This is a genomic window from Pseudoalteromonas sp. SM9913, from assembly GCF_000184065.1.
Classification (GTDB): domain Bacteria; phylum Pseudomonadota; class Gammaproteobacteria; order Enterobacterales; family Alteromonadaceae; genus Pseudoalteromonas; species Pseudoalteromonas tetraodonis.
Genome location: NC_014800.1, coordinates 83,747 through 108,800, shown reverse-complemented (window position 1 = coordinate 108,800; position 25,054 = coordinate 83,747). Strand labels below are relative to the sequence as shown.

The following is a 25,054-nucleotide window of genomic DNA, read 5'->3' as shown; positions in this document are numbered from 1 at the left end:
ATCAATTTTTAACTTGAGGACACAGTGTGATCCTCGGGTGCGCCGAGAGAGTCCAGAGAGAGGTCGGCGGTAGCCTCTCTTTGGTTGCCATCGCCAACGCGATAAAACCTCGAATAGAGGTTTTTAATCCCTTTCCCAAAATCATATATAAATCACGGCTCAAGCCAATTCCTACACTTTAAAAGCGCTAGGCAAACTCACGCCTACGGCACATCCTACAAATTTAAAAGCTGCGCTTTTCGCGTGAGCAAGCTCTGCGCCTACAAACTAAAACGCGACTACAAACTAACCTGCAACCACTTGTTTAAACCGTGCGAATGTTCGCATGCTTTCATCAGCAATCATTACCTCATAATCTGGGTTTTGAGCAATTAGCTCATATTGCCCGTTTGGTAATTTATTAACTTTACGCAGTAAATATTGCCCTTCCCCGCCTATATCATCCCGCTCTATCGCCACTATTTGGCCGCGTAGCGATCCTGCTTTATCGGAAGTTATAAGCTCAAGTAGTAGTAAATCACCATCAAGTATTGGGTGTTTACCACCATTCATTGAGTTACCCGATGCGTGTGCAAAAAAATGCACTTGCGGGTCGAGCTTGCCCGCGCCAAGTGGTGCGTCCATCAATTCCATATCGCTTTCATCCCCTGTTTTAAAATGCCCACAGGCTATTTTTATATTGGGGAAGTACGGCAGCTTTAGCGCATCATCAATTGATTTTAAGTTAACTTCGGGCTCAGCGACTTGATCTAATTCAGGTTGTGGTGCATTTGGAAACGTAAACAACTCAGCAGTTGGTTTTGCTTGTTCAAAATGGTCTTTATTCCCAAGCCATAATTTTGCGTTGTTGGCTTGTGCCACCTGATAGGCCCAATTGCTTACTGCGAGAGATTTATCTGCATCGCAGTGAAAATACGCACTTAGCTCGTTACTAATAATTTGGCTGTTAACAACCAAGTTTTGCTTTTGCCAACGCTCGCGGTGCTGCTGTGCAGCTAAAAAGTCACGTTTATTGTTATTACATGTGCGATGCGCTGCCACAAAATTATGGCCTAAGTCGTTTGCGTAGCGGGCAAACGGTATAAAATGATCGACTTCAACATCGTTTTTCATTGGCTTTTGGCAATAAAAACAGCTGTTTGATTGCAGCTCTACCAAAACAGGTTTTGCTTTGGTGAGTGCGTTACGGTCAAAGCCAAATAAAAAATCATGCAGTTGGCTTTGCGGGCCAATAAGTGTTTGGTTGTGCTTTATGCTTTGAATTTTTTGTAGCCACGCATTTTTAGCTAAATACGTTACTAGATCGTAAAAACGCCTAAAACAACTAGCAATGCCTGCATTCAAAGTAATGTATTTAGGGTTTTTAGTATGCGGATATAAAAAGCACTCTTCTTGCTTGGCAAGTATTTGTAAGCGCCAAAGTGGGCCACTTTTTAAGGTTGCCATAGCGGCATTAAAAGTCGGCTTGTAAAAACCACTTTGCTTTAGCTGGCGTAAGTTACGAATATTGTTTTGTTGGCATTCAAACAATACGCTAATTACTTTTGATTGCGCACCGGTATTTTGTAAAAGCAATGCACTTTCACCAGTATGTTCTGAGGGAAACGGCATTGCATGATGCCAATACAAGGTAATGAGTTTGTCAGCAAGCGTTGGCAGTTCTATGACCAATTCACTTTGCTCTGATTGAAGTGGCTGTTCAACACATACATCAGCCAAAGCATGCAGCAATGCAAATTTGTAGGTTGCACTAAAATCGCCCTCAACCAGCATGCGTTGAATATACGCAATAAAGTCGAGTTGTTGTTGCATTGTGCTCATCATAAAACAGGCACTGCTTTAATTAGGGCATTAAGCCACACTTCGCTTTCGCGCTCTGCTCGTTGGTCGACCGTTTGCCATTGTTTTAGTATTTTAAGCTCGGTGTGGTGGGCAATTAATGCGGTTAGGCCATCTTCATTTAAATCGGTAAATTCGCGGCCATTGTGCACACGCTCTTGCGTGCCGTATTTAAACGACACATACAAAACACCGTTTGGTTTTAGGGCATTTTGTAGTTTTAAAAACACCTGTGGTAACTCTACTTTTGGTACGTGCAATAAACTGGCGCAACACCAAATGCCGTCGTACTTATTGGTACAATTTAGCTGCTGAAAGGTTTTAACCTCTACGGCTTGTTGTAAGTAATTACTGGCTAACTTTGCAAGCTCGGGACTTGCGTCAAATGCGCTAACAGTAAAACCTTGCTGTTTAAAATACATGGCATCGCGGGCGCTACCGCAGCCTGCATCTAATATATGGCCGTGTTTAGGGATAAGCGGTAAAAAATCAACGTAAAGCGCCGACATATCAACATTGAGCGTTGAGTCGCTAAAGCTTTGTGCGTTTTGATTGTAGTAACTGAGTGTTTTAGTGAGCACTAAATTCACCGCTCCTTGGTTTATTTATTAATCTGGCATTCATTTATAACTAATCTACAGTATCAACATTTAAAAATATAGAGCTACAACAATATATACGCCCTAAGTAGTATGTTTTCATTACAAAAAAGCACTGTTTAACCTTATAAATTCATGTTATTTACACTTTTACCTAATAGCTCTACACCTTTGAAAATGTTTAGGTTGTATAAAAAACACCCGCAGCTGTTTAAATCATTATCGCTTGTAAAACTTTACGAACACTTGCTTTAATCCCCTTAAAAACAGGGGTATTAATTAAATGCTTTAGGGTTAAAATGATGCTATTTTACACCGTTCACTTATTGGTCATTATAGTGTGCTATGTTTACCCATAAGATCGTTATTCAACTTTTTCTAGTATGAATATACTGTTGGTGTTGCTGTGTTTAAGTACCGAGGTGTTACTTACAATGAATGTTAGGTTTAGGTGGTTATTAGCTGTACTTTTAGCGCTTTGTTTAGGCGTGCCTAGCAGTGGTTGGGCGTCGAGCGATATTAAAAAAATTATACTGGCTACCGACACCATTGACGGGCTGGTAGAAAAAGACGGCTCTGGGCTTTATGTTGATATTCTTAGCAAAATTTTTGCTGCGCAGTCGATTGAACTCAATATTATGATTGTGCCTCAGTCTCGTGCTTATTTATGGACGGCCAATGGCAATGCCGATGCAATGTTAAGCGCAAGGCAAAATGAGGTAGAAGGCTTGTACTTTCCGGTGTGGCATTACGATATTACTTTTGTGTCGGCGATGTTTAAAAAAGATCGGTTTAAAGATTGGCAAGGCGAATACTCGTTACAAAACAGATCGGTGGGTACGTTAAGGGGTGCTAACTACAATAATTATTTGTATGTGCCGATTGATTTGCAGCAGGTTACCCAGCGAATTGAAGGCGTTAAAATGCTTAAGCTCGATAGGCTTGATTTCTTTTTAGATAACCGTAAAGCGCTGCAGCAAACCCTGATTGCTAACGCCACTAAGTTATCAAAAATGAATTTTGACCCACAGCAGTATCAAATCGAAAACATTGTGCCTGTAAAACAATACATTGCCTTTACCGATAACGCCAAAGGCCGCGAGTTAGCACAAATTTTTGACGCCGGATTTGCAAAATTACTTGCCAGTGGTGAGTTAGAGGCGTTGTTTATTGCTTACAATTACCTGCCTTTTCCCTTTCCGCAAAATATAGACTAGAGTAGTAATTACATATTGCTGTGGTTGAGTTTTTTATGAGAGTTGTATTTGCTTTAGTTATAAGCTTAATGTTGGCTTTTCAATGCGTTGCACAAATTACCCTGCCCCACTCTAAAATAGAAAGCCAACCAAGCACACCACAACAAGCCACTACCCAGCTCAATGTGCTTACAGTTGATTTAGGCACCCTCATTAGTAAACCTTTAATTCAACGAGGCTTAGAGTTTGAACAACAAACTGGTATTAAAGTTAATGTCACCAAAGTGCCTTTTGGCCAGTTATATAACGAAATAAACAAAGATTTAAGCTCGCCAACGAGCCAATACGATATTATTGCCTACGCCTCACTCTGGATGGTGGATTTTGCAGAAAATAATTACTTAGCGCGTTTAGATAATTACATAGCCTCCGACCCTTTAATTGAATGGAATGATGTATCGCGTTTTTTTAGAGACTTTAGCTCTAAATATAACGGCCAAATTTACTCGATTCCGCTCGATGGTGATATACATTTACTTTATTACCGCCTCGATATTTTAGAAAAATATGGTTTGGCTCCACCTAGAACCTGGGATGATTACCTTGCTATTGCTAAGCAATTAAATGGCGTTGATATGAACGGGGATGGCGAGGGCGATTTTGGTTCGTGCATTTCTAAAAAAGCCAATGAGCAATCGTATTGGTCTTTGCTTTCGATTGCGGGCAGTTTTTTGCAAAGCAAAGGCACTTCTCAAGGCATATTTTTTAATACAAGAACTATGGCGCCATTAGTGAATAACGATGCCTTTAAAAAAGCCTTAAAAATTTATAAAAAAACCACTGAATTTGGCTCTGCTGATGAGCTTAATTTTGATACCAATGATGTAAGGTATGCGTTTATAAGTGGGCGCTGCGCCTTAGCCATTGAATGGGGCGACATTGGTACTATGGCCGTGTTACCTGAATCTAAAGTAAAAAACAAAACAGGGGTGAGTATATTGCCCGGAGCTACTGAGGTATTAAACCGTAAAACAGGCCAGCTTGAACGTTGCAATGCTAACTTATGCCCGTTTGCCATTGGCGATATTAATTATGCTCCTTATGCAGCTTTTGGTGGTTGGGTAGGCTCAATTAATAATGCCAGCTCAAAACACAAAAAAAACCTCGCTTATAACTACTTGTCGTATGTTACTCAGCCTTTGCAATCGAATGAAGATGTGACCATAGGTGCCACCGGTATGAACCCGTATCGCACCTCTCAATTAGTTAACCACAAAAACTGGCTTAAACAAGGCATGAGTAAAAGTACGCTGCATTTTTACTTGGGCTCTATTTCTAAAACCGTTAATAACGCCAATATTATTCTTGATTTGAGAATTTTTGAAAACAACCGCTACTTTAGAGACATACTCGACACTGAAGTGGCTAAATACCTAAGGCACACCCAGTCTGTTGAGCAAACCGTGATTAATATAGAACAAGGCTGGAATAAACTAACCGATGAAATTGGCCGCGACAAACAGCTAAAAGCTTATAGGGCGTCGTTAGGATTAGTACCGACCCCTTAGTGATAGTGTTATTTAACTTATTGGCTATGCGGTATGCCTATACCAAACACGATTCCTAAATTCGTGAATAACAAGAGCTAATTTCCTATATTTGCCAACTATTAAATAAAACATAGGTAGCTAACATCGCTGCTTTAATTGATGTAAAACGGGCTAAATTTGTAGTCTGGTTTATACTTTAGTAATGATAACGCTGTAGCCTCGAGTAATAAAATGCTTAAAATCGCTTTTGTTGTATTACTGCTTAGCAGCTGTAACGTATTTGCTTGCTTTAAAACACTTAAAGTAGGCACAAATGAAAACAATTGGCCACCCTATGTAATTGCCGTTAACGGTAACCTGACGGGCGTTGAAATTGACGTGTTAAACACGATTTTTAACGGCTCATCTTTTTGTTTAAAATTTATGTTGCTGCCTACCTCATCGCGCGCTTTTGAAGAATTAAAAGAAGGCCGTATTGATGTTATTTTTGCCGCCAGTAAAACATTAGCAAGAGCTGATTTTGCCTATTTTAGCGATGCCTATCGTGATGAAGTAGTTCGCCTGTATAAATACACCGAATCGCCTGATTTAAATAACATTAGCGATATTTTTTATAAAGATTTAACCTTGGCGGTTAACCGTGGCAGTTATTATGGCGTTGCGTTTGAGCTGTTTAAACAGAACCACCCCGCTAACGTTATTATGATGCCTACGGCCGAAAAACGTTTTGCAATGCTCAATAAAAATAGAGTTGATTACGCAATTGAAGACGAACTAGCAGCGCAATATTTTATAAACCAATACCCAGCAATAGAAGCGGTTACTAATATGGCGGCCATCAATAAGAGTTCTATTCATTTAATGCTAAGTAAAAAAACCATTAGCCAAATAGAGTTACAAGCTATAAATGAGTTAATTAAGCAAAATAAATCCGCTATACAAGCCATTTACCCACATTACTGAACCCGTAGATTATTCTTTTACCTTTCATCTTGAAGCGCGGATCTGTATAATTCGCGGCCTATTATTTACTCTATTGCTTGTTTATTTATGCGGCGCCTTGCTGCAGCTTAACCCTGCCATTATTTTTCTAGGATTACTTTTTTTGATCTCCACCGCAAATATTACGATGCAGTTTGGCGCAGAGCCGTTGTTTGAAAACATTTCAGCTAAATTTGGTAACGGTAACCGTTACGGTTTAATTGGCGCTAACGGCTGCGGCAAGTCGACATTTATGAAAATTTTAAGCGGTGCGCTTACGCCTAGTGCAGGTAATGTGTCTATTACACCTGGGCTAAAATTAGGTAACCTAAGCCAAGATCAGTTTGCGTTTGAGCAATACAGCGTGGTTGATGCGGTAATTATGGGTGATGTGGAGCTTTGGAAAGTAAAACAAGAGCGCGACCGTATTTACTCTTTGCCTGAAATGAGCGAAGAAGACGGCATGAAAGTGGCCGAGCTTGAAAGCATTTTTGCTGAAATGGACGGTTACACCGCAGAAAGCCGCGCAGAAGAAATTCTGCTTGATGCGGGTATCGATAAAGAGTTTCATTATGGCTTAATGGCAAACGTAGCCCCAGGTTGGAAATTACGAGTGCTGTTAGCACAGGCGTTATTTGCAAACCCTGATATTTTGCTACTTGATGAGCCTACTAATAACTTGGACATTCATACTATTACGTGGCTTGCCAATGAGCTTAACCAACGTAAATGCACCATGATCATTATTTCCCATGACCGTCACTTTTTAAACTCGGTATGTACTCACATGGCCGATATTGATTACGGTGAGCTGCGTATTTACCCAGGTAACTACGAAAAGTACCTTGAAGCTTCAGGCTTACAACGCGAGCAATTACTTGCTGAAAACGCGAAAAAGAGCGCTGAAATAGACGAGTTACAAGACTTTGTTAACCGTTTTGGTGCTAACGCCTCTAAAGCGAAACAAGCCAGCTCGCGCGCTAAAAAAATGGATAAAATTAAGCTTGATGAAGTTAAATCATCGAGTCGTATGAGCCCATCACTCAACTTTGATGAGGGCAAAAAAATGTATCGCCAAGCGCTTGAGCTAACCAAGCTCGGCCATGGGTTTGACGGTGAAACGTTATTTACTGGTGGTGATTTACTACTCGAAGCCGGTGCTAAACTGGCGGTTATCGGCGAAAACGGCGTGGGTAAAACCACCTTTTTACGCTGTTTAGTTAACGAGCTTAAAAGCAACGAGGGCGAAGTTAAGTGGTCAGAAAACGCCACGTTTGGTTATTGCCCACAAGACAGCACCAAAGACTTTGATAACGATTTAACCTTGTTTGATTGGATGTCGCAGTGGCGCACCGCTAAGCACAACGATTTAATGGTACGTGGTATGTTAGGGCGTTTATTATTTACCGCAGACGATTCAAATAAAAAAGCGCGTAACTGTTCAGGTGGTGAAAAAAACCGTTTGTTATTTGGCAAGTTAATGATGCAAGACGTTAACGTACTGATAATGGATGAACCAACTAACCACATGGATATGGAAGCCATTGAAGCACTTAACAATGCGCTAAAAGACTTTAAAGGCACGCTTATTTTTGTAAGCCACGATCGTGAGTTTGTATCGTCACTGGCAACCCGTATTGTTGATATTAAAGACAAGCAGGTAATTGACTTTCAAGGTACGTTTGACGAATACCTAGCGAGCTGCGAAGAAAATAAAGTAGCTTAAGAGCTAGGTTAAAGGTTAAAGGTTAAAGAAATAGCCTAAACCATTTAAAAGCGGTGCGTGTTTAAGCGCCGTTTTTTTGTGCCTGTAATTTGGGTTCGGGGTTCGGGGTTCGGGGTTCGGGGTTCGGGGTTCGGGGTTCGGGGTTCGGGGTTCGGGGTTCGGGGTTCGGGGTTCGGGGTTCTGCAGAATTTTGCTTGGTATCAATTCAAACGCAATTGGTAATTTATTTAATAAAAAAGGCAAAGAAAAGCTGTATTTTTATTTGCTCATTTGCCTCTCATTCTTTGCACTTTGTGCAAATAGGTTTTAAGTTATTTATTCACCACAGAGATTAAGAGGCGCTGCGCTGAAAGAGTAGGTTAAAGGTTCATTGCTGATACAACTAGGTGTACAAACTATTTGTACAAGCTCGCTGCTCGCCACGCGAAGCCCGTTATCTTCTTACTCGCTTCTCTGTGCTCAAACAAGAAATTAGATTTAAACGTTAGATAAAATGCGCGAGGTAAACTCCCGCCTACGGATATGATTAACATCTGGATTTAACGTAGGTGGGGCTTTATGCCGCGCAAGACCATTATTCACAAAGAGGGCAATGAGACGCTGCGCTTTTAGAGGAAATAAAAAAAGCCAACTACTATCCTGTAGCAGCTTTTTTATAGACACTGCATTTTACCCGCGCCTCGCAGCCCGCAGCCCGCAGCTCGTGACCTTTAACCTAAATAATATAAAAAAGGAGCATTGCTGCTCCTTTTTAAATTTTACTTAGGCTTATTTAATATCAAACCGGTCGGCGTTCATCACTTTTACCCATGCGGCAACAAAGTCGTGTACAAAACGAGTTTTGTTATCGTCTTGAGCATAAAACTCTGCCAGTGCACGGAGTATTGAGTTTGAACCAAATACTAAATCAACCCGCGTAGCCGTGTACTTAGTTTTACCACTAGCGCGGTCAACTATGTTGTACTCGCCTTTAGCTGCAGGTTCCCAGCGGTTGTTCATGTCGGTTAAATTAACAAAAAAGTCGTTACTCAGTACGCCTACCTTGTCGGTAAATACACCATGTTCACTATTGCCATAGTTAGTGCCTAGTACGCGCATACCGCCTAGTAATACGCTCATTTCTGGTGCTGTTAGCCCCATTAATTGGCTGCGCTCTAGTAATAGCTCCTCGGCTGATACGGCATAGTCTTTTTTCAGCCAATTTCTAAAACCGTCATGAATTGGCTCTAATGGCTCGAATGACTCTGCGTCGGTCATGTCATCACTAGCATCGCCACGCCCTGGGGCAAACGGTACGGTTATATCAACTCCTGCCTTTTTAGCCGCTTGCTCAACCGCAGCGGTGCCGCCAAGTACAATTAAATCGGCCATACTAACAGGCTTAGTTAAACTCGCTTGCAGTGTTTCAAGTGCGCTAAGTACTTTAGCTAAACGCGCAGGCTCGTTACCTTGCCAGCTATTTTGCGGAGCTAGGCGAATACGGGCGCCATTTGCACCACCACGGTGATCGGAGCCTCTATAAGTGCGGGCGCTATCCCATGCGGTATTAATTAAGTCGGTTTCACTTAATCCACAATTAAGTAGCTTCGCTTTTAAATCGGTTATTTCAGCGTCGCTTAGGGTGTAATCAACTGCAGGAATAGGATCTTGCCAAATTAAATCTTCGCTGGGTACATCGGCGCCCAAATAACGTGATTTTGGCCCTAAATCACGGTGGGTTAACTTAAACCATGCGCGGGCAAATACGTCAGTAAAGTACTCAAAATCGTCATTAAAACGCTCAATAATTTTACGGTACGCTGGGTCGAGCTTCATTGCCATGTCGGCATCGGTCATTATTGGGTTTAAACGAATCGAAGGGTCTTCCACATCAACGGGTTTATCTTCTTCTTTAATATTAACCGGCTCCCACTGATGAGCCCCTGCAGGGCTTTTTGTTAGCTCCCACTCGTAATTGAGCAACAATTTACAGTAGCCGTTGTCCCATTTAGTTGGGTAGGTTGTCCATGCGCCTTCAATACCTGAGGTCATGGTATCGCGGCCAATGCCACGGGTTTTATGGTTATTCCAGCCAAGGCCTTGCTCGTGCACATCGGCGGCTTCTGGCTCTGGGCCTAAGTTTTCTTCTTTGCCGTTACCATGCGTTTTACCTACTGTATGGCCACCTACCGTTAGCGCTGCGGTTTCTTCATCGTTCATTGCCATACGTGCAAAGGTTTCGCGCACTTGTTCTGCGGTTTTAAGTGGATCGGGTTTACCATTCACCCCTTCTGGGTTTACGTAAATTAAACCCATTTGCACTGCCGCTAATGGGTTTTCCATGGTATCGGGTTTATCAACGTGGGTATATCGCTCATCACTTGGCGCAAGCCATTCTTTTTCTGCGCCCCAATAAACGTCTTTTTCTGGATGCCAAATATCTTCACGGCCACCGGCAAAACCAAAGGTTTTTAATCCCATTGATTCGTACGCCATATTACCGGCTAAAATAATTAAATCGGCCCATGAAAGCTTGTTGCCATATTTCTTTTTAATTGGCCATAATAAACGGCGCGCTTTATCTAGGTTGGCATTATCTGGCCACGAATTAAGTGGTGCAAAACGTTGATTACCGGTACCACCACCGCCTCGACCATCAGCTAAACGGTACGAGCCCGCAGAGTGCCATGCCATACGGATCATCAGGCCTCCATAGTGCCCCCAATCAGCTGGCCACCAAGGTTGGCTTTGAGTCATTAAATCTTTTAAATCGGTTTTAAGTGCTTCTAGGTCGAGTGAATTAAAAGCGTCGGCGTAATTAAAGTCGCTGTCGTAGGGGCTGGTTTTGCTATCGTGCTGATGAAGAATGTCTAAATTAAGTGAATTTGGCCACCAATCTGTATTGGTGTTTTCGGTTGTAGTATTACTGCCGTGCATAACCGGGCATTTACCCGCTTTATGATTATCCATATTGAGCTCCTTTTTAAGTATAAATAAAAACGCCCATGCTTACTGCTTTTGGTATTCACCAATTGGGAGCGCTGTTATTTTATTGCCATTATATTAGGGTCTGTTGACCTTTGTGGATTAAAATTCGTTCAAACTAGGGGCGGTTTAATCGCGGCGCGAGGTTTGTAACCTAGTGGGCTAAGTCAAAACCGAGCAACAAAGAGTAAATCGCCCCTGGGCAGAACCCTTCGGGCAGCGCCTGTTTGGAATTGATGCTGCGTTATCGCCTATTTATGGGGAATAACCACACCACATAGGCTCTGCCTTGCCTAAATACCAAACAGACTACTGCAAATTTAACCTTAAAAGGTCAACAGACCCTAATGACGTTTATGGTCTCTGCTTATTCAATATACGTGTAGCTGCTTTGATACGCTAGGGCAAAGTAATGCTTTAAAACGATTACTCTCATTTATAAATATGATGATGCAGCCAATGTTTGTGCTTAGCGTAAATAAATATTAAAACTTTTTATAAAATAGATGATCGTTATTAAAAATAGCCACGTAATGTACGATGAAGGGTTTGAAAGTGACTTAGGTTTTCTTAAGTGCACAGTGGAATACCCCCCTTCGCCATGAAATTATAGTTATAAAAGGTGTATAAGTTACTTATGCACCTTTATTTCTTTCTAATTTTTATCTATTTGAATTTAGTTAAGTAAAAATTCAGGTAGGCAAACTTACAATAGCACCTATCTCCTATTGTTCCCTTGATATGTTGATGTAGTTTTTTCCAGCCCAACTTGGGCTGGATTTTTTTTGCCTGTAATAAAGGATTTTTGAGTTAATTCCAGCTTCCCTATCCTCACCCTAGTACCAATGATGTGCGCATGTTAAAGTTAACAAAGCGATTAACTAATTTTTTAACTAGGCATATCAATGCGTTTTTATTTTTTACTATTTATTGTATTTATTGGTGTTTTTTCATCTGCGGTGCAAGCTGCTGATAAAAACACCGCAGCACTCAACGAGCAACAACAGCGTGAATTAGCACAGCTAGAAGCCCCTTTGTACAAACCATTACTTGAACGTTATATTCTCGACGAATTAAAGTCGGTACGCCAAGATCAACAAAAACTGCGTGAAGACGTGACCAAACAAGTTACGCATGCACAGTTAGACACCGCCGATCGGGCGCTTACCTACACCACAGATACCATTAATAATGTATTTTTTATTATTACCGCCACCGCGTCTATTTTGGTATTAGTGGGCTGGAACTCGTTACGTGATGTAAAGAACAAAGTAGAAGATATAGTAAACACCCGAGTGAGTGTTATTACTGATGAGTATGAAGATCGCTTGAAAATATTAGAAGAAAAACTGCGAGTACGCTCTGAAGAAATACTCAGTAACCAAGAACGCATATCAATCACTAATGAAGTTCATTCGTTATGGATGCGAGCCAACCTTGAAAGTGATATTGCGAATAAAATTGAAATATTCGATGAAATTTTAAAACGTAAACCAGAAGATGTAGAAGCCATTGCCTACAAAGCGGATGCTTTATTAGAATTAAATGAGACTGAGCAAGCTATTGAGCTTTGTAATCAAGCAATTGATATAGATAGCGACTATGGTTACGCATACTGGCAGCGCGCCTGTGCGTATGCTTTAACGCATGAGCATGCAGATGCTCTAGCCGATATAAAAATGTCGCTTGAATACTCACCCAACTTACGAAACGAGCTACTTCATGAAAGTGCCTTTGCCAGTCTGCATGATAACGACAGCTTTAATGCGATAGTTTCAAACGAAGCCTAAACTTCGTTGCCTACAGGGAGGGTGGTAAAAAGCGTGAGCAGAACGCGAAAGTTTTGCTCAGTTTTTACTTATTATTACAAGGATGTAAGCCAGTAGAATAACTTAGGCGCAGTTATCGACCCCACTAGGTTAGAAGCTCGCGCCGCAATTAAACTGCCTCTAGATTAAACAAATATCAATCTACAAAGGTCAATAGAGCTTAGCGTTTAAAGAATAAGTCTATTGACTTAGTAAGCAGCTCGTCGAGCTGCTCTTCAAAGTCTTCTATGTTGATTTCAAAATGATTTAAATACGCTTTAGCCTGCACTTGAGATAAGTTGCGGTTTTTAACGCTGTATTGCCGCTCATCTTTTTGCTTATCGTATCGAGGTAAAAATAATAACTGCGCATAATAAGGCGACTTAATATGCTTGTTCGCAAAGCGACAAAAGTCTTCAATGTGGTCTGCGCCCTCAGGGCCTAAACAGCCAGGCTCTACACGATACATTACACGAATTTTTTTCTCGTCACTTAGCTGCATAATTAATAATTACCTAAAAAATAATACCCTAACCACTTTGCCATCTTTAATTTGATAGCTTGAAATAAGCTCTGAACGTTTATCTATCACGTTCGGATCGTTAGAGCAGGTTTCTGATAGCTCATGGTCAATCACAATGTCACCATGCACAATACGCTTAATAGGTGATGAGTGAAGACACTTTAGCTTTTTAAACATAATGCCATAACGCGCAATTAATTTTTCTTTACCTTTAAATAATAGCTCATTCGGGAAAATATAAAACTCAACATCTTCATCATACATACGAATAAATTCTTCAATGTTACGCGCGTTGTAGGCTTTAACTAATTGCTCTATAACAGCAAGTGACTCACGAGACTGTTTTGCTTTGGCTTGTTGCCTTGCTGTAAGTGCCTCTTTTGCTTGCGTTACTGCTTGCTCAGCCTCGACGACCGCTTGTGCTTTATCTACTTTACTTTTAGGCTGTTCAACCGGCTTCGTTGATTCGCTGCCAAGTACTTTAGAATCATCTGCAGTCACTTTCTTTACATCGGGTTGTTTAGGTATGTTAACCTCTTGAGTTAACGTATCAAGTGCATCTTGTTGCGGCTGTACTTTTTCTGGCTGTGTCAGTTCAGCATTGTTTGATGATGCCGATTGCTCTATGGCATGACAGTTTAATGTGAAAGCGGCGAATAAACACGCATATATAATGAATGAAGGTTTCATGGTTTTCCTAAGTACAAAGACAAAATGCAATTAACGCGCAACATAGCAAATTTTACCCTCATGAGATAGTTATTATAGCGTTATAGCTCATTACCAATACTGCTCAACCGTAATATGCCCCGGCTCTTTTCGACGATTACGCTTATAGTTTTGAGCCACTAATAACTCACTGGTATCTTTAACCATTTGCGGATTACCACACAACATAAACTGCGCATTATTGGGAGTAGCACACAGCCCCACATGTTCAGATAGCGCGTTATTTTCTATCACTGTGGTTATTCGCCCAGCTAAACCTTGTAAAGGCTCCTCACGGCTAACTACTGGCACATAATTAAGCTGCCCTGGATGAGCCTTTAATAACTTATTAATTAGCTCCTGATAGCTTAAATCGCTATTTAGGCGCACCCCATGCACTAAGTTGATATGTTTGTATTTTTGCCATACCTCACTTTGCTGCAATATAGATAAAAACGGGCCAATAGCGGTGCCGGTGCTAAGCATCCAAAGTTGTTCACTCGCTGGCACTTCGTCAAGGGTAAAAAAACCGCTAGCACGGCGCTCTATTAGTACAGTGTCACCTGGGGTAAGTTGTGCTAAATGCGATGACAATTGGCCATCGACTACATTAATTAAATAAAATTCTAAATTTGGATCATCTGGTGCGTTAACATACGAGTAAGCACGAGCAATGCGTTTTTCACCGTCCATAACAGAAAGCTTTGTAAATTGCCCTGCTTTAAACGGTTCTACATCGGCGTTAACCGTTAAGCTAAATAACGATTCATTCCACCATTTAACTGACTTTACTGTGGCATCAATCCAATTAGACATAATTACTCCAGAGTGTAAAACGTGTTTTAGCTATCAGCTATCAGCTATCAGCTATCAGCTATCAGCTATCAGCTATCAGCTATCAGCTATCAGCTATCAGCTATCAGCTATCAGCTATCAGCTATCAGCTATCAGCTATCAGCTATCAGCTAAAACTTTAAAGTGGTTCATTTTAAAAGCAAGTTTTATAACTTAAACATTAGCATTAAGTTATAAATACTGACAGGGAAATAAATGAGAAGGCAGCGAGCTACGGGTTTCGAGTATCGAGCAACGAGCTAGTGCTAAAACCTGAGACCTTTAATCTACTCTTTTAGCGCAGCGTCTCTTTGTCCTCTTTGTGAATAATGACCTTGCGCAGCATAAAGCTCCGCCTACAGTAAATTCAGAAGTTAACCATATCAGTAGGCGGGAGTTTACCTCGCGCATTTGTGTTTAATATCCTAGACCTGACGCGATATAAAATCGCTGCTACGCAAGGCACTTACTGCTAAAAACAATTTTTCACCACAGAGGGTTCCGAGGCGCTTTGCGCTACACAGAGGTAGATTGGTATTTTTTAAGCATTTCTCTGTAAACTCGGTGTTCTCGGTGGTAAATATTTTTTAAATTAATGACCTTACGCGGCATAAAGCCCCGCCTAAAATAAATTTAGAAGGTAACCATATCAGTAGGCGGAAGTTTACCTCGCGCATTTTAATCTGACATCTAAAGTCTAATTTCTTGTTTAAACACAGAGAAGTGAATGAGAGTAAATGAGAAGACAACGGGCTTCGGGTGACGAGCTGCGAGCTACTGCTAAAACCTTTAACCTTTGACCTTTAACCTGAAACCTAAAGCCCGTAGCTCGAAACCCGTGGCCCGCACCCCGAGACTCGAATCTCACACCTAAATTTCAGGCATAAAAAAAGCCGCATAAAATGCGGCTTTGGGGGTTTAGTCTCACTTCACTTTGGGCGTGTCTCCAAAACTTAGTGAATACGTTACCAAGGAACTGTTGTATTTATTAAATTGACTCTAGGGCAATTTTAACCATTTCGTTGAACGTGGTTTGACGCTCATCTGCAGGTGTTGCTTCGCCTGTGATTACATGATCACTGACGGTAAATAATGCCATTGCTTTTGCACCGTATTCTGCTGCTACGCCGTATAAGCCAGCTGTTTCCATATCAACAGCGAGTACACCTAGTTTGTCTAGATCTTTATAAAACGTGTCGTCTGCTTGATAAAAAGTATCCGTAGTAAATACGTTACCTACTTTTGCATCAATACCTAAATCTTTAGCTGCATTTACGCCGTTTAAAAGTAGGTCAAAGTTAGCAATAGCAGCAAAGTCAGTACCACGAACGCGGGCACGATTTACGTTTGAATCTGTGCTTGCACCTTGTGCAAAAATTACGTCGCGAATTTTAATATCGCTACCAATACCACCACAGGTACCTATACGAATAATATTTTTAACGCCAAAACTGACAATAAGCTCACGAGCATAAATTGACATTGAAGGAATGCCCATGCCAGAACCCATAATGCTCACTGGCTTACCTTTGTAAGTTCCAGTAAAGCCGTACATGTTACGTACGCCGGTTACTTGCACTGCATCATCTAAAAAGTTTTCAGCAATATATTGTGCGCGTAGCGGATCGCCTGGCATTAATACTGTTTCGGCAAAATCACCTACGTTTGCACTGATATGCGGAGTACTCATCGATTGTTTTCCTTTTGTTTGGCTAAAAGCCCTATTACTTTAAAAATAGCGAGCGTATTTTTAAGTTACTTAACTGTGTTCAGCTTATCAATAAAGCCATCACCATATTCTAACGCTTTAAGGTTAAACCATTGTGCAAGCGTTTGGCCAATATCGGCAAAGCTATTGCGTTCGCCCAGCGGGGTGTTTTTCATCCCTGTCTGATAGGCAATAACCGGCACATATTCACGGGTGTGCTCAGACCCTGGAAAGGTCGGGTCACAGCCATGATCGGCGGTGATCATTAATAAATCATCCGGCTTTAATTGCGCTAAAATAGTGGGTAAGTAATCATCAAACTCTTTGAGCGCTTTCGCATAGCCAACAGGATTTCGGCGGTGACCAAACTTTTCATCAAAATCAACTAAATTGGTAAAAATCAAACTGTGATCCGGCGCAGTCGCCACCACTTCGCTGGTTTTTTCTAGCAAGTTAATTAACCCTGGCGCTTTATGCTTTTGGGTAATGCCTTGATGCGCATAAATATCTGAAATTTTACCAATACTGATAACTTCGCCACCGTCTTTTGCAAGTACATCAAGCAATGTTGGCGATGGCGGTAATACTGAATAATCACGACGATTACCTGTTCTGGCAAAATCTTGATTATTAGAACCCAAAAATGGCCGCGCAATCACTCGCCCTATATTCATTTCATCAAGCAGCGCCCGTGCGATTTCGCAAACTTGATAAAGCTTCTCTAGGCCGAATGATTCTTCATGCGCGGCTATTTGAAACACACTATCAGCTGAGGTGTAACAGATTGGTTTACCTGTTTTTACGTGCTCTTCACCTAGCTGCTCTAAAATCGTGGTTCCTGAGGCATGGCAATTGCCTAAAATGCCCGGAATACCTGTGCGAGCAATAAACTCGTCTACAAATTCTTGTGGGAAACTCGGCTGTGTTTTAGGGAAGTAACCCCAATCAAATAACACTGGCACGCCTGCCATTTCCCAATGACCCGATGGCGTGTCTTTACCGCTTGAAAGCTCTTTTGCGTAACCCCATGCACCTTGTGGTTCATGTCGCTCAGCAACTAAACAGGGTTCTTTACCAGCGGCTTCACATGCATCCACTAACCCTAATTTTGAAAGGTTAGGAAGCGAAAGCTTACTGCCAGTCTCGTCATAATATGCCTTGAGTAAATGTGCGAATGTATTAGCACCAACATCACCAAATTTATCTGCATCGGGTGCTGCGCCAATTCCTAAACTATCCGCCATTAAGATAATTGCTCTTGCCATTGTGACCTCACATCTGTTCTAGGTGGTTACTTTATCTGCTCTTCGAATTTTCCGTACAGGACATAAGTCCTGTTTCATAAAACCTAAACATTATAAATTTGCACTCTTAAGCGAAGCAAAAGAGATTAATCGTGTCTTTTTTGCTATTGTGATCTACCAACAATATATCCTTCTGTGTGGGTGAGAACTTTAGTGACACGAACTATTATAGCTATTGCAGGCGCATCGGCGTCCGGCAAATCTCTATTTAGCCAAACTATTTACAATGAATTGGTAAATGAGCTTGAACCAGGCGCTATCGCCATTATTGAAGAAGATGCTTATTACAAGGATCAATCGCATTTGCCGATGGCACATCGTACGCAAACGAATTACGACCATCCTGATGCATTTGAACACGAGCTATTGCTTGAGCATTTAACGCAACTTCGTAATGGCCACTCTGTTGAAGTACCAACTTATGATTATGCTCAGCATACACGTAGCGATAAAACGCGCCGTGTGGCTTCGGCTAAAATACTCATTGTAGAAGGTATTTTATTACTGAGTGATAAAGCGCTTAATAAAGAATTTGATATCAAGGTGTTTATAGATACGCCATTGGATATTTGTTTAATGCGCCGAATGCAACGCGACATGGAACAAAGAGGCAGAACATTACAATCTGTTGTTGAGCAATATCAAGCAACTGTTAGACCGATGTTTTATCAATTTATTGAGCCTTCAAAGCATAACGCTGACTTAGTTGTGACTCGAGGCGGTATGAATCGCGTTGCGATTGATATTATAAAAAGTAAAATAAAGTACATTTTACAAGAATAACAACGGGAAACGTTTGTATGACAACATTTATGAGCTTAGTAGGCATGCTAGTGCTACTAGGCATCGCTTTTGCGGCCTCAACTGATCGCAAAGCAATAAAACTAAGAACCGTGGGTATCGCATTTTTAATGCAAGTCATTATCGGCGGTTTTGTACTGTTTTTTGAAGCTGGCAAAAATGTATTAGCGAGTATGTCTCGCGCCGTTTCATCGGTTATTGGGTATGCCAACGATGGAATTGGCTTTTTATTTGGCCCATTAGCATCGCAAGATACGCTAGGGTTTATTTTTGCCATTCAAGTATTGCCAGTGATTGTGTTTTTCTCAGCACTTGTTGCTGTGTTATACCACTTAGGCATTATGGATTGGATAATTAAAATTTTAGGCGGTGGTTTACAAAAATTATTGAAAACCTCTCGCACCGAGTCGCTTTCAGCCACCGCAAATATTTTTGTTGGCCAAACTGAAGCGCCACTCATTGTTAAACCGTTTATTGCGACAATGACCAAATCTGAGTTATTTGCCGTAATGGTAGGTGGTTTGGCCACCGTAGCAGGCTCTGTAATGGCTGGTTACGTAATTATTGGTGTAGACCTTAAATATTTAATTGCAGCCAGTTTTATGGCAGCACCAGGTGGTTTCTTAATGGCAAAAATGATAGTGCCAGAGACAGAAACACCTAAAGATGATTTAGCCGATATAGATTTAGGCGACGACAAACCGGTTAATGTTATTGATGCAGCAGCATCAGGCGCAGCAAACGGTATGCACTTAGCATTAAACGTAGGTGCCATGCTTTTAGCATTTGTTGCACTGATTGCGTTATTAAACGGTTTATTAGGCGGTATTGGTGGGTTGTTTGATTACCCTACATTAACGCTACAAGAAATTTTAGGCTACTTGTTTGCCCCTGTTGCATGGTTATTAGGTGTACCGTGGAATGAGGCAATTTTAGCCGGCAGCTTTATTGGTCAAAAGTTAGTAGTAAATGAGTTTGTTGCTTACTTAGACTTTATAAATTATCGCGATACGTTAAGTGCGCATACACAAGCAATTGTTACCTTTGCTTTGTGTGGCTTTGCTAACTTATCATCGATAGCCATTTTACTAGGTGGATTAGGCGGTATGGCGCCTAGTCGGCGAAAGGATATCGCACGCTTAGGGCTCAGAGCAGTGTTAGCAGGATCTATGGCTAACCTTATGAGCGCAGCAATTGCTGGGTTTTTCCTCTCGCTAGCTTAGAAACTTAATGAGACGATCCAACTGTTGCAAAACAATAGGATAGCGCTTTAAGGGGTTAAAGCACTATCTGACTTGAACGATACTTCACCAAGGGCCGCAAGGCCCTTTTATCGTTTTTATAGCCTCTATTTTCTAAATCCTCAGCAATTCATACCTAAAAATTCCTAGCAAAGCTTTCATTCACGCACTCCTTACGCCATCAAAAGCCATCATTGCACTTATACCAATCCGCAATAATACTTAATCATTTTGCGGGGCTAAACGTGTCGCTACCTGTGTTAAAAAATTCTCATTTAGAACAACTAAATAGCGAATTTTTTGCCTAGCTATCAACTCGTTTTTCCAGCCTCAAAATAGACCACTTAATTAAGCGAATTGGTATTACTAAAAAATATGAACAACTGTGTAGCTGTAGGAGCATTTACTTATTAGCCCTTTACAAGGCACTTGAGAGTATAAAAGGTAGCGAAGTTAACAAGAATGAATGGCTGTGAAGAGGTAATATAGGCATTATTGAGTGGGAACTTTTTGAGTTTTTCTGTGCTTAGGCGTGTTTATTATTGTCTATAGGCTTAATTTTTTACATAACGTTTAATGTAAGCTTCATAGCCAGACTCAGCCTTAAGCTGCTCAAGTGCTTGATTAAAGCGTTTTACTACCACAGGTGAAGTGGCTTTGTTAAAGCCAATATAGTTGCCTTTAAGCTCATCCACATGAATTTGCTTGAGCTTCACCAAGTCATCCCTAGAGTACCCAAATGGCTCAGTTTGATGATCAATAGTAAAGTCAGAGCCAATAATTAAATCGATGCGTTTTTTAAAAAACAGTCGCATAAATGAGTCTGCTTCACTAAACAGTAGTAAGTTTTTATCGGTAACAAACCCAAGTCGACGCACCAGCATTTCATAAATGTCGCCTCGCACTATGCCCAACGAGTAGTTTTTAGCTTGTGAAATATCATTCATCACAATATGGTCGCTAGTTTTTAATTTAAAAAAGTAGGTTTGGCTCGATACCAAAGGTCCCACCCATTCAAAAAGAGGAATACGTTCTTGCGTTTTTGCTAGAGAAATGATGGCTGAGTGTGGGTTATTTTGCACTAACTGGTAAGCACGCTTCCAAGGTAACATCATAAATTCGCACTCTAGTGCGGCACGAGCACAAGCATCTTTCACTATATCATGATTAATACCCGCTAGCTGCCCAGCTTCATTTTGAAAATTGTAAGGGGCAAAGCTTTCGGTATAAATAACCAATTTAGGCGCATTAGCCTGGATATTATGGCTAAATAGCAACCCTAACGCTAATAATGTAAATTTAAAAATAAACACCCCCTATAATTTAAGTAATAACCTTAACCTAGAAAGCGTACAGAAACTATTAATTTATAGCACTTTTATAATGTTAAAAATAGCAGGTGATTTGAGAGTGACTATCGTTAATAATACCAATCCGCAATAATACTCAATCATTTTGCGGGGCTAAACGTGTCGCTATCTGTGTTAAAAAATTCTCATTTAGAACAACTAAATAGCGAATTTTTTGCCTAGCTATCAACCCGTTTTTCCTGCCTCAAAATAGACCGCTTAATTAAGCGAATTGGTATAAATTTACAGATGGTGGGGAGATATTCTTAAATTTTAGACACAAAAAAAAGCGCCTTAAGCGCTTTTTTTCATTTTACTTAAAAGTAAAATTATAGAGCTGTGATGTTATCAGCTTGAGGACCTTTTTGACCTTGTGAAAGAGTGAACTCTACACGTTGGCCTTCAGCTAAAGTTTTGAAACCTTCGCTTTTGATTGCTGAGAAATGTGCGAAAACGTCTGGACCATTTTCTTGCTCGATAAAACCAAAACCTTTAGACTCGTTGAACCACTTAACTGTACCTGATACGATGTTAGACATAGTATTATTCCTGATATAAAAATTAAATTGTGCCCTAATGGGCGGTGTAGCAAAAAATGAGATGGTACTTAAAAACTTCAGGACGGTACTACAAGTATTACTTATACAACAACGAAATGGAGATTTATAAATTATCATGCTTTCTTTCTAGCTGCGGACTACTATATAGAGTTACAGACTCAAGTCAACCCTTAATGCGATTTAATTTATAAAATAGCTTAAGCAGCCCGCTTTATAAATTAAGTACTTGTTTAAAGAGCTTAAAATTCAAATTCTAGTGCCATTCTAAAGCTATGATTTTTCTCTGACTGGCTGATTTCAGTAATAAAACCGGCTTCCCACTTTAATTGTTTTTGTCCATCAAAGCGATGTAACCCTATAAATCCGGGGCCAATACCGACAAAGTCTTCGCCAAGGTAAACCTCAACCGCGGGCTGAAAAGCAGACAAATAGCGGTAGCGATATTGCGCTCTAAATTCGCTTTCCCACTCATTTTGTATATCTTGGCCCCACTCATACACTAAAAATGCATTCATAGTGAGACTTGCACGACCAAACTCTTTTTCAATCACAAAACCGGTGGTTGCTTCGTATGCGTCGGCGTCATGCTGTTTTTCAAATTCAAATAACGCGCCCCAATCAGCCCATAGCCTGCCCTGCTCTATTAACTGCCAACGAAGTTCTAACTCATACGCTTGCAAGCCAAAGTCACCATTATCATCGCGCTCGCCCACTAAATAGCCTTCCAATGCCATGGTGTCGTTAATTGCGCCGCCTAAGCCAACGCGCTGCGCTAAAATATTACCATTGTCAGTTTGATGTGACACAAGCCGCCACTCTAGCTCGCGCTCAAACGGCAACACATAAGGATGATAAACTTTATCAACCACTATGCCATCAGCATAAGCCAGCTTAGGTATTAATAAACAAAAACCAATTAATACAGTGGCTGCAAATAGGTTTATTGCTTTCATGATTGTTCCTTAGTTATTGATTTAGGAATAAAATAACAAACTGATAAAAATAACACGCTGCTCAGCACATAACTTAAAACACTGGTTAAATTAGGCGTAGCCTCATAACCGATAAGTGCGCGCAAAACCCGTCCAAACTCTGAGTTTTCAGTTAAAATAGCACGTAAATCCCATACGGTTGCCGTTGTTGCTATCAAATCAATTTGGCTCGCCAAATCAAGTGCCACAACCAGTTTTGCCGCACTGTTTAATGCTAACAATACCAATAAAGGGATAAGCCCAAAGCGCTGTTTGATTGCACTCAATAAAAAATACAACAACACACTAAAGCTACTGCATATCCCTAAACCTAAAAAAGTGCCAATAAATAAGCTTTGTGCTGCTTCGTTGTTTTGCCAAAAGCCAATCAGGTAAATAATGTAATGACTTAAATAAAGAGTCATTACACTGATAATCGCAATCATAAATGCAGGCGTTGCTTGTTTAATGGCGTAGTACAGCGCACTGATAAACACTAAAATACATAAAGCAATTTGGGTATATTCTAAACCCTGGTAGTCGAACAAGGGACTAATTAGCGGAGCACTTTTTACAAATAAAAATGATAGCCCCACACCTAAAACAAGCATCCCCAGTACCTTCACTAAACTTTGCTTGGCAATCACTTGGAGTAAAATAAGTAAAATGGCCACCGGCAATAACTGATTGAGGCTCATCACAAGGCTAGTTATTAGCATCAGAACCCTCCTTTTCGGTCGCTATTACAACACCACGCGCCGTATTGGGCGAGAACTCGCCAAAAAATTCATAACGCCCAGGAGTTAGCGGCCCAATATAAATAACGCTTTTGCGATTAGGGTAAAGTACTTTCTCTCGGTTGAGATCGAAACTGTCGAATTCTTCAGGCGTACTATCTTGATTTTCGATTAACAAGCGTACCTTTTTATTGGCCGGCACCACGATTTCTGCGGGATAAAACAAATGATCTTTAAGTACAATAAGATAGTCTTTACTGGCGGCGTTAAATGATAAAAATACGCAACAATATAAATAGGGGTGAATAAGTCGTTTAATCACATTTAGCTCCTGCAAAAACTACCTGTACTTTTAAGCCGCCCAAATCGCTATCTGTTAAATTAATTTCAGCGCTATAAATAGCAATAATGTGCTGGACTATTGCCATGCCTAAGCCCGCACCTTGTTCACCCGAAGGATGTTGGTCACCGCCAACGCGATAAAACGGTTAAATATCCGTTGTTTTTGATCGTCCGTCATACCTGGACCGCTGTCTTCTATTTGCCAAATACGCTGCCTGTGCATCTGCTTTAGGGTAATTTTTATTTGTCCGTTTGCAGGCGCGTACTTTATAGCATTACTCAGTAGGTTTGAAATCAACGTCACTAAGGTAAACTCATCACCGTTAATAGTAAAGTCATCTCCCTCAAGGCTAATAGTGTGATTTTTAGCCTCTATTTTTTCATATAGTTGGCTAACTACTTCTTGCGTGATCGCTAATAATGACTGTTCTTTAAACTGCTTTTGCCACTGCTCTGGCTGAGTACGTCCTAGTATTAGCATTTGCTCCACTATATTGGTGAGTCGATTTATACCTTGAGTCATGGCTTGTAATTCTTGGTTATCGCCTTGTTGGGCGGCCAAATTATGCACATTAATTTTTAAACTGCTCAGGGGTGTACGTAATTCATGGGCGGCATCTGAGGCAAAAAAACGCTCTCGTAAATAGGCCGTTTCTACGCGTTTAAATAAGTCGTTTAAGCGGCTGATCACTGGTTTTATTTCTTCATCCGTCACCTGCCAATTGATCGCTGTGAAATCATTTGCTTGGCGCAGGGCTAACTGTTTTGATAAACGAGTTAACGGTGCCAGTGCATATTTAACAAAAAAGCTAATAAATAGCGCAAGCAAAGGAACCGCCCATAACATGGGTAACATGGCTGATAAAATCACCGCCTCGGCAAGCTCAAACCGCTTAGCAATCGGCTCGGCAACAATAACGGTGCGTAAAGAAGTAGCAAAAACGAATACCCGCATTCGCTGCCCTGCAATATTAAGCGTTTGAAAACCTGCTTGATATTGGCTCAAATCAAGATTTAATTCGTCAGAACCGCTAAGTAGCTCACCACTTTGCCAAATTTGATACAGTAACTGGGCGCTTTCTTGCATTTTTGGCGCCATAGCGTTTATAGATAGAGGCTGTTGCATCAAGACTCCAGCCACTACTTTTAGCTCACTATCGAGTAATTGCTCACCATGGCTCATACTTTTTTGATAGCCTTTTACTAAAGCTAAAAAGCAGGTTAACACCATCATTGACAGTAAGATAAGTGTTAAACGCTTACGAATTGACATAGAGCATGGTTACCTTTGTAAATTCAAGTTTGTGCAATCT

At 40.9% G+C, this 25,054-nt stretch carries 21 protein-coding genes; 7 read left to right on the top strand and 14 right to left on the bottom strand.

Annotation, left to right across the window (positions count from 1 at the left end; genetic code table 11):
• Nucleotides 1-285: 285 nt before the first annotated feature.
• Together PSM_RS15765 and PSM_RS15760 are read right to left on the bottom strand one after the other, a co-directional pair.
• Nucleotides 286-1,824 (bottom strand): HNH endonuclease signature motif containing protein, encoded by a 1,539-nt coding sequence (locus PSM_RS15765; RefSeq protein ID WP_013462862.1) that lies wholly within the window; start codon nt 1,822-1,824, stop codon nt 286-288.
• Complete coding sequence (locus PSM_RS15760) at nt 1,821-2,420, bottom strand: class I SAM-dependent methyltransferase (RefSeq protein ID WP_013462861.1); 600 nt, start codon at nt 2,418-2,420, stop codon at nt 1,821-1,823. Before PSM_RS15760 ends, PSM_RS15765 begins: the two co-directional genes overlap by 4 nt.
• 452 nt (nt 2,421-2,872) lie before the next feature.
• Between PSM_RS15760 and PSM_RS15755 the strand changes: the two genes are divergently transcribed.
• The 4 genes from PSM_RS15755 to PSM_RS15740 all read left to right on the top strand — a co-directional run bounded on the left by PSM_RS15755 (nt 2,873) and on the right by PSM_RS15740 (nt 7,891).
• Nucleotides 2,873-3,655, top strand: a complete 783-nt coding sequence (locus PSM_RS15755) for a substrate-binding periplasmic protein (RefSeq protein ID WP_013462859.1) — start codon at nt 2,873-2,875, stop codon at nt 3,653-3,655.
• Nucleotides 3,656-3,690: 35 nt separating this feature from the next.
• The gene (locus tag PSM_RS15750) at nt 3,691-5,202 is read left to right on the top strand and encodes an ABC transporter substrate-binding protein (RefSeq protein ID WP_013462858.1); all 1,512 of its coding nucleotides are present in this window, start codon (nt 3,691-3,693) and stop codon (nt 5,200-5,202) included.
• Between the two features lie 213 nt (nt 5,203-5,415).
• Nucleotides 5,416-6,147, top strand: coding sequence for a substrate-binding periplasmic protein (locus tag PSM_RS15745; RefSeq protein ID WP_013462857.1), 732 nt, complete (start codon nt 5,416-5,418; stop codon nt 6,145-6,147).
• Nucleotides 6,148-6,289: 142 nt separating this feature from the next.
• The gene (locus tag PSM_RS15740; RefSeq protein ID WP_081844653.1) at nt 6,290-7,891 is read left to right on the top strand and encodes an ABC-F family ATPase; all 1,602 of its coding nucleotides are present in this window, start codon (nt 6,290-6,292) and stop codon (nt 7,889-7,891) included.
• 768 nt (nt 7,892-8,659) lie between these two features.
• On the opposite strand, the gene katG is transcribed toward PSM_RS15740, so the two are convergent.
• A complete protein-coding gene (katG, locus tag PSM_RS15735; RefSeq protein WP_013462853.1) occupies nt 8,660-10,840 on the bottom strand; it encodes a catalase/peroxidase HPI in 2,181 nt (726 codons plus the stop codon).
• 920 nt (nt 10,841-11,760) lie between these two features.
• Between katG and PSM_RS15730 the strand changes: the two genes are divergently transcribed.
• Nucleotides 11,761-12,645: a tetratricopeptide repeat protein gene (locus tag PSM_RS15730; protein WP_008467888.1), complete on the top strand. Its 885-nt coding sequence runs from the start codon at nt 11,761-11,763 to the stop codon at nt 12,643-12,645.
• Nucleotides 12,646-12,844: 199 nt separating this feature from the next.
• Here PSM_RS15730 and PSM_RS15725 read toward each other — a convergent pair whose 3' ends face one another.
• The 5 genes from PSM_RS15725 to PSM_RS15700 all read right to left on the bottom strand — a co-directional run bounded on the left by PSM_RS15725 (nt 12,845) and on the right by PSM_RS15700 (nt 17,701).
• Nucleotides 12,845-13,165, bottom strand: coding sequence for a hypothetical protein (locus tag PSM_RS15725; protein WP_013462852.1), 321 nt, complete (start codon nt 13,163-13,165; stop codon nt 12,845-12,847).
• 9 nt (nt 13,166-13,174) lie between these two features.
• Nucleotides 13,175-13,876 carry a nuclear transport factor 2 family protein gene (locus PSM_RS15720; RefSeq protein ID WP_013462851.1) on the bottom strand — a complete coding sequence of 234 codons (702 nt, stop codon included), beginning with the start codon at nt 13,874-13,876 and terminating at the stop codon, nt 13,175-13,177.
• 90 nt (nt 13,877-13,966) lie between these two features.
• On the bottom strand, nt 13,967-14,710 hold the full coding sequence (locus PSM_RS15715; RefSeq protein ID WP_013462849.1) for a ferredoxin--NADP reductase: 744 nt from the start codon (nt 14,708-14,710) through the stop codon (nt 13,967-13,969).
• A gap of 1,006 nt (nt 14,711-15,716) precedes the next feature.
• Nucleotides 15,717-16,418 carry a purine-nucleoside phosphorylase gene (gene deoD, locus PSM_RS15705; protein ID WP_008110728.1) on the bottom strand — a complete coding sequence of 234 codons (702 nt, stop codon included), beginning with the start codon at nt 16,416-16,418 and terminating at the stop codon, nt 15,717-15,719.
• 65 nt (nt 16,419-16,483) lie between these two features.
• Nucleotides 16,484-17,701, bottom strand: coding sequence for a phosphopentomutase (locus PSM_RS15700; RefSeq protein WP_013462848.1), 1,218 nt, complete (start codon nt 17,699-17,701; stop codon nt 16,484-16,486).
• Between the two features lie 192 nt (nt 17,702-17,893).
• Here PSM_RS15700 and udk point away from each other — a divergent pair, with 192 nt between their 5' ends.
• Both udk and PSM_RS15690 read left to right on the top strand, forming a co-directional pair.
• Nucleotides 17,894-18,523 (top strand): uridine kinase, encoded by a 630-nt coding sequence (udk, locus tag PSM_RS15695; RefSeq protein WP_013462847.1) that lies wholly within the window; start codon nt 17,894-17,896, stop codon nt 18,521-18,523.
• Between the two features lie 17 nt (nt 18,524-18,540).
• Nucleotides 18,541-19,764, top strand: a complete 1,224-nt coding sequence (locus tag PSM_RS15690; RefSeq protein WP_013462846.1) for a NupC/NupG family nucleoside CNT transporter — start codon at nt 18,541-18,543, stop codon at nt 19,762-19,764.
• A 572-nt stretch (nt 19,765-20,336) separates the two neighbouring features.
• On the opposite strand, the gene PSM_RS15685 is transcribed toward PSM_RS15690, so the two are convergent.
• From PSM_RS15685 to PSM_RS15660, 6 genes are all read right to left on the bottom strand, one after another.
• Entirely contained in the window at nt 20,337-21,095 is a 759-nt protein-coding gene (locus tag PSM_RS15685) for a substrate-binding periplasmic protein (RefSeq protein WP_013462844.1), read from the bottom strand.
• 365 nt (nt 21,096-21,460) lie between these two features.
• On the bottom strand, nt 21,461-21,670 hold the full coding sequence (locus tag PSM_RS15680) for a cold-shock protein (protein WP_008467029.1): 210 nt from the start codon (nt 21,668-21,670) through the stop codon (nt 21,461-21,463).
• Nucleotides 21,671-21,930: 260 nt separating this feature from the next.
• A complete protein-coding gene (locus PSM_RS15675) occupies nt 21,931-22,644 on the bottom strand; it encodes a hypothetical protein (protein ID WP_013462843.1) in 714 nt (237 codons plus the stop codon).
• The gene (locus PSM_RS15670) at nt 22,641-23,381 is read right to left on the bottom strand and encodes a hypothetical protein (protein WP_013462842.1); all 741 of its coding nucleotides are present in this window, start codon (nt 23,379-23,381) and stop codon (nt 22,641-22,643) included. Before PSM_RS15670 ends, PSM_RS15675 begins: the two co-directional genes overlap by 4 nt.
• Nucleotides 23,368-23,721: a cupredoxin domain-containing protein gene (locus tag PSM_RS15665; protein WP_013462841.1), complete on the bottom strand. Its 354-nt coding sequence runs from the start codon at nt 23,719-23,721 to the stop codon at nt 23,368-23,370. Before PSM_RS15665 ends, PSM_RS15670 begins: the two co-directional genes overlap by 14 nt.
• Before the next feature lie 108 nt (nt 23,722-23,829).
• Nucleotides 23,830-25,014, bottom strand: a complete 1,185-nt coding sequence (locus tag PSM_RS15660; RefSeq protein ID WP_013462839.1) for an ATP-binding protein — start codon at nt 25,012-25,014, stop codon at nt 23,830-23,832.
• Between the last annotated feature and the right edge of the window lie 40 nt (nt 25,015-25,054).

Coding starts and splice junctions, on each gene's coding strand:
- deoD (WP_008110728.1), bottom strand. CDS start 16,418: ATGAGTACTCCGCATATCAGTGCAAACGTAGGTGATTTTGCCGAAACA.
- PSM_RS15745 (WP_013462857.1), top strand. CDS start 5,416: ATGCTTAAAATCGCTTTTGTTGTATTACTGCTTAGCAGCTGTAACGTA.
- PSM_RS15765 (WP_013462862.1), bottom strand. CDS start 1,824: ATGATGAGCACAATGCAACAACAACTCGACTTTATTGCGTATATTCAA.
- PSM_RS15715 (WP_013462849.1), bottom strand. CDS start 14,710: ATGTCTAATTGGATTGATGCCACAGTAAAGTCAGTTAAATGGTGGAAT.
- PSM_RS15720 (WP_013462851.1), bottom strand. CDS start 13,876: ATGAAACCTTCATTCATTATATATGCGTGTTTATTCGCCGCTTTCACA.
- PSM_RS15730 (WP_008467888.1), top strand. CDS start 11,761: ATGCGTTTTTATTTTTTACTATTTATTGTATTTATTGGTGTTTTTTCA.
- PSM_RS15755 (WP_013462859.1), top strand. CDS start 2,873: ATGAATGTTAGGTTTAGGTGGTTATTAGCTGTACTTTTAGCGCTTTGT.
- PSM_RS15690 (WP_013462846.1), top strand. CDS start 18,541: ATGACAACATTTATGAGCTTAGTAGGCATGCTAGTGCTACTAGGCATC.
- PSM_RS15675 (WP_013462843.1), bottom strand. CDS start 22,644: ATGAAAGCAATAAACCTATTTGCAGCCACTGTATTAATTGGTTTTTGT.
- PSM_RS15750 (WP_013462858.1), top strand. CDS start 3,691: ATGAGAGTTGTATTTGCTTTAGTTATAAGCTTAATGTTGGCTTTTCAA.
- PSM_RS15700 (WP_013462848.1), bottom strand. CDS start 17,701: ATGGCAAGAGCAATTATCTTAATGGCGGATAGTTTAGGAATTGGCGCA.
- PSM_RS15725 (WP_013462852.1), bottom strand. CDS start 13,165: ATGCAGCTAAGTGACGAGAAAAAAATTCGTGTAATGTATCGTGTAGAG.
- PSM_RS15660 (WP_013462839.1), bottom strand. CDS start 25,014: ATGTCAATTCGTAAGCGTTTAACACTTATCTTACTGTCAATGATGGTG.
- PSM_RS15680 (WP_008467029.1), bottom strand. CDS start 21,670: ATGTCTAACATCGTATCAGGTACAGTTAAGTGGTTCAACGAGTCTAAA.
- PSM_RS15670 (WP_013462842.1), bottom strand. CDS start 23,381: ATGCTAATAACTAGCCTTGTGATGAGCCTCAATCAGTTATTGCCGGTG.
- katG (WP_013462853.1), bottom strand. CDS start 10,840: ATGGATAATCATAAAGCGGGTAAATGCCCGGTTATGCACGGCAGTAAT.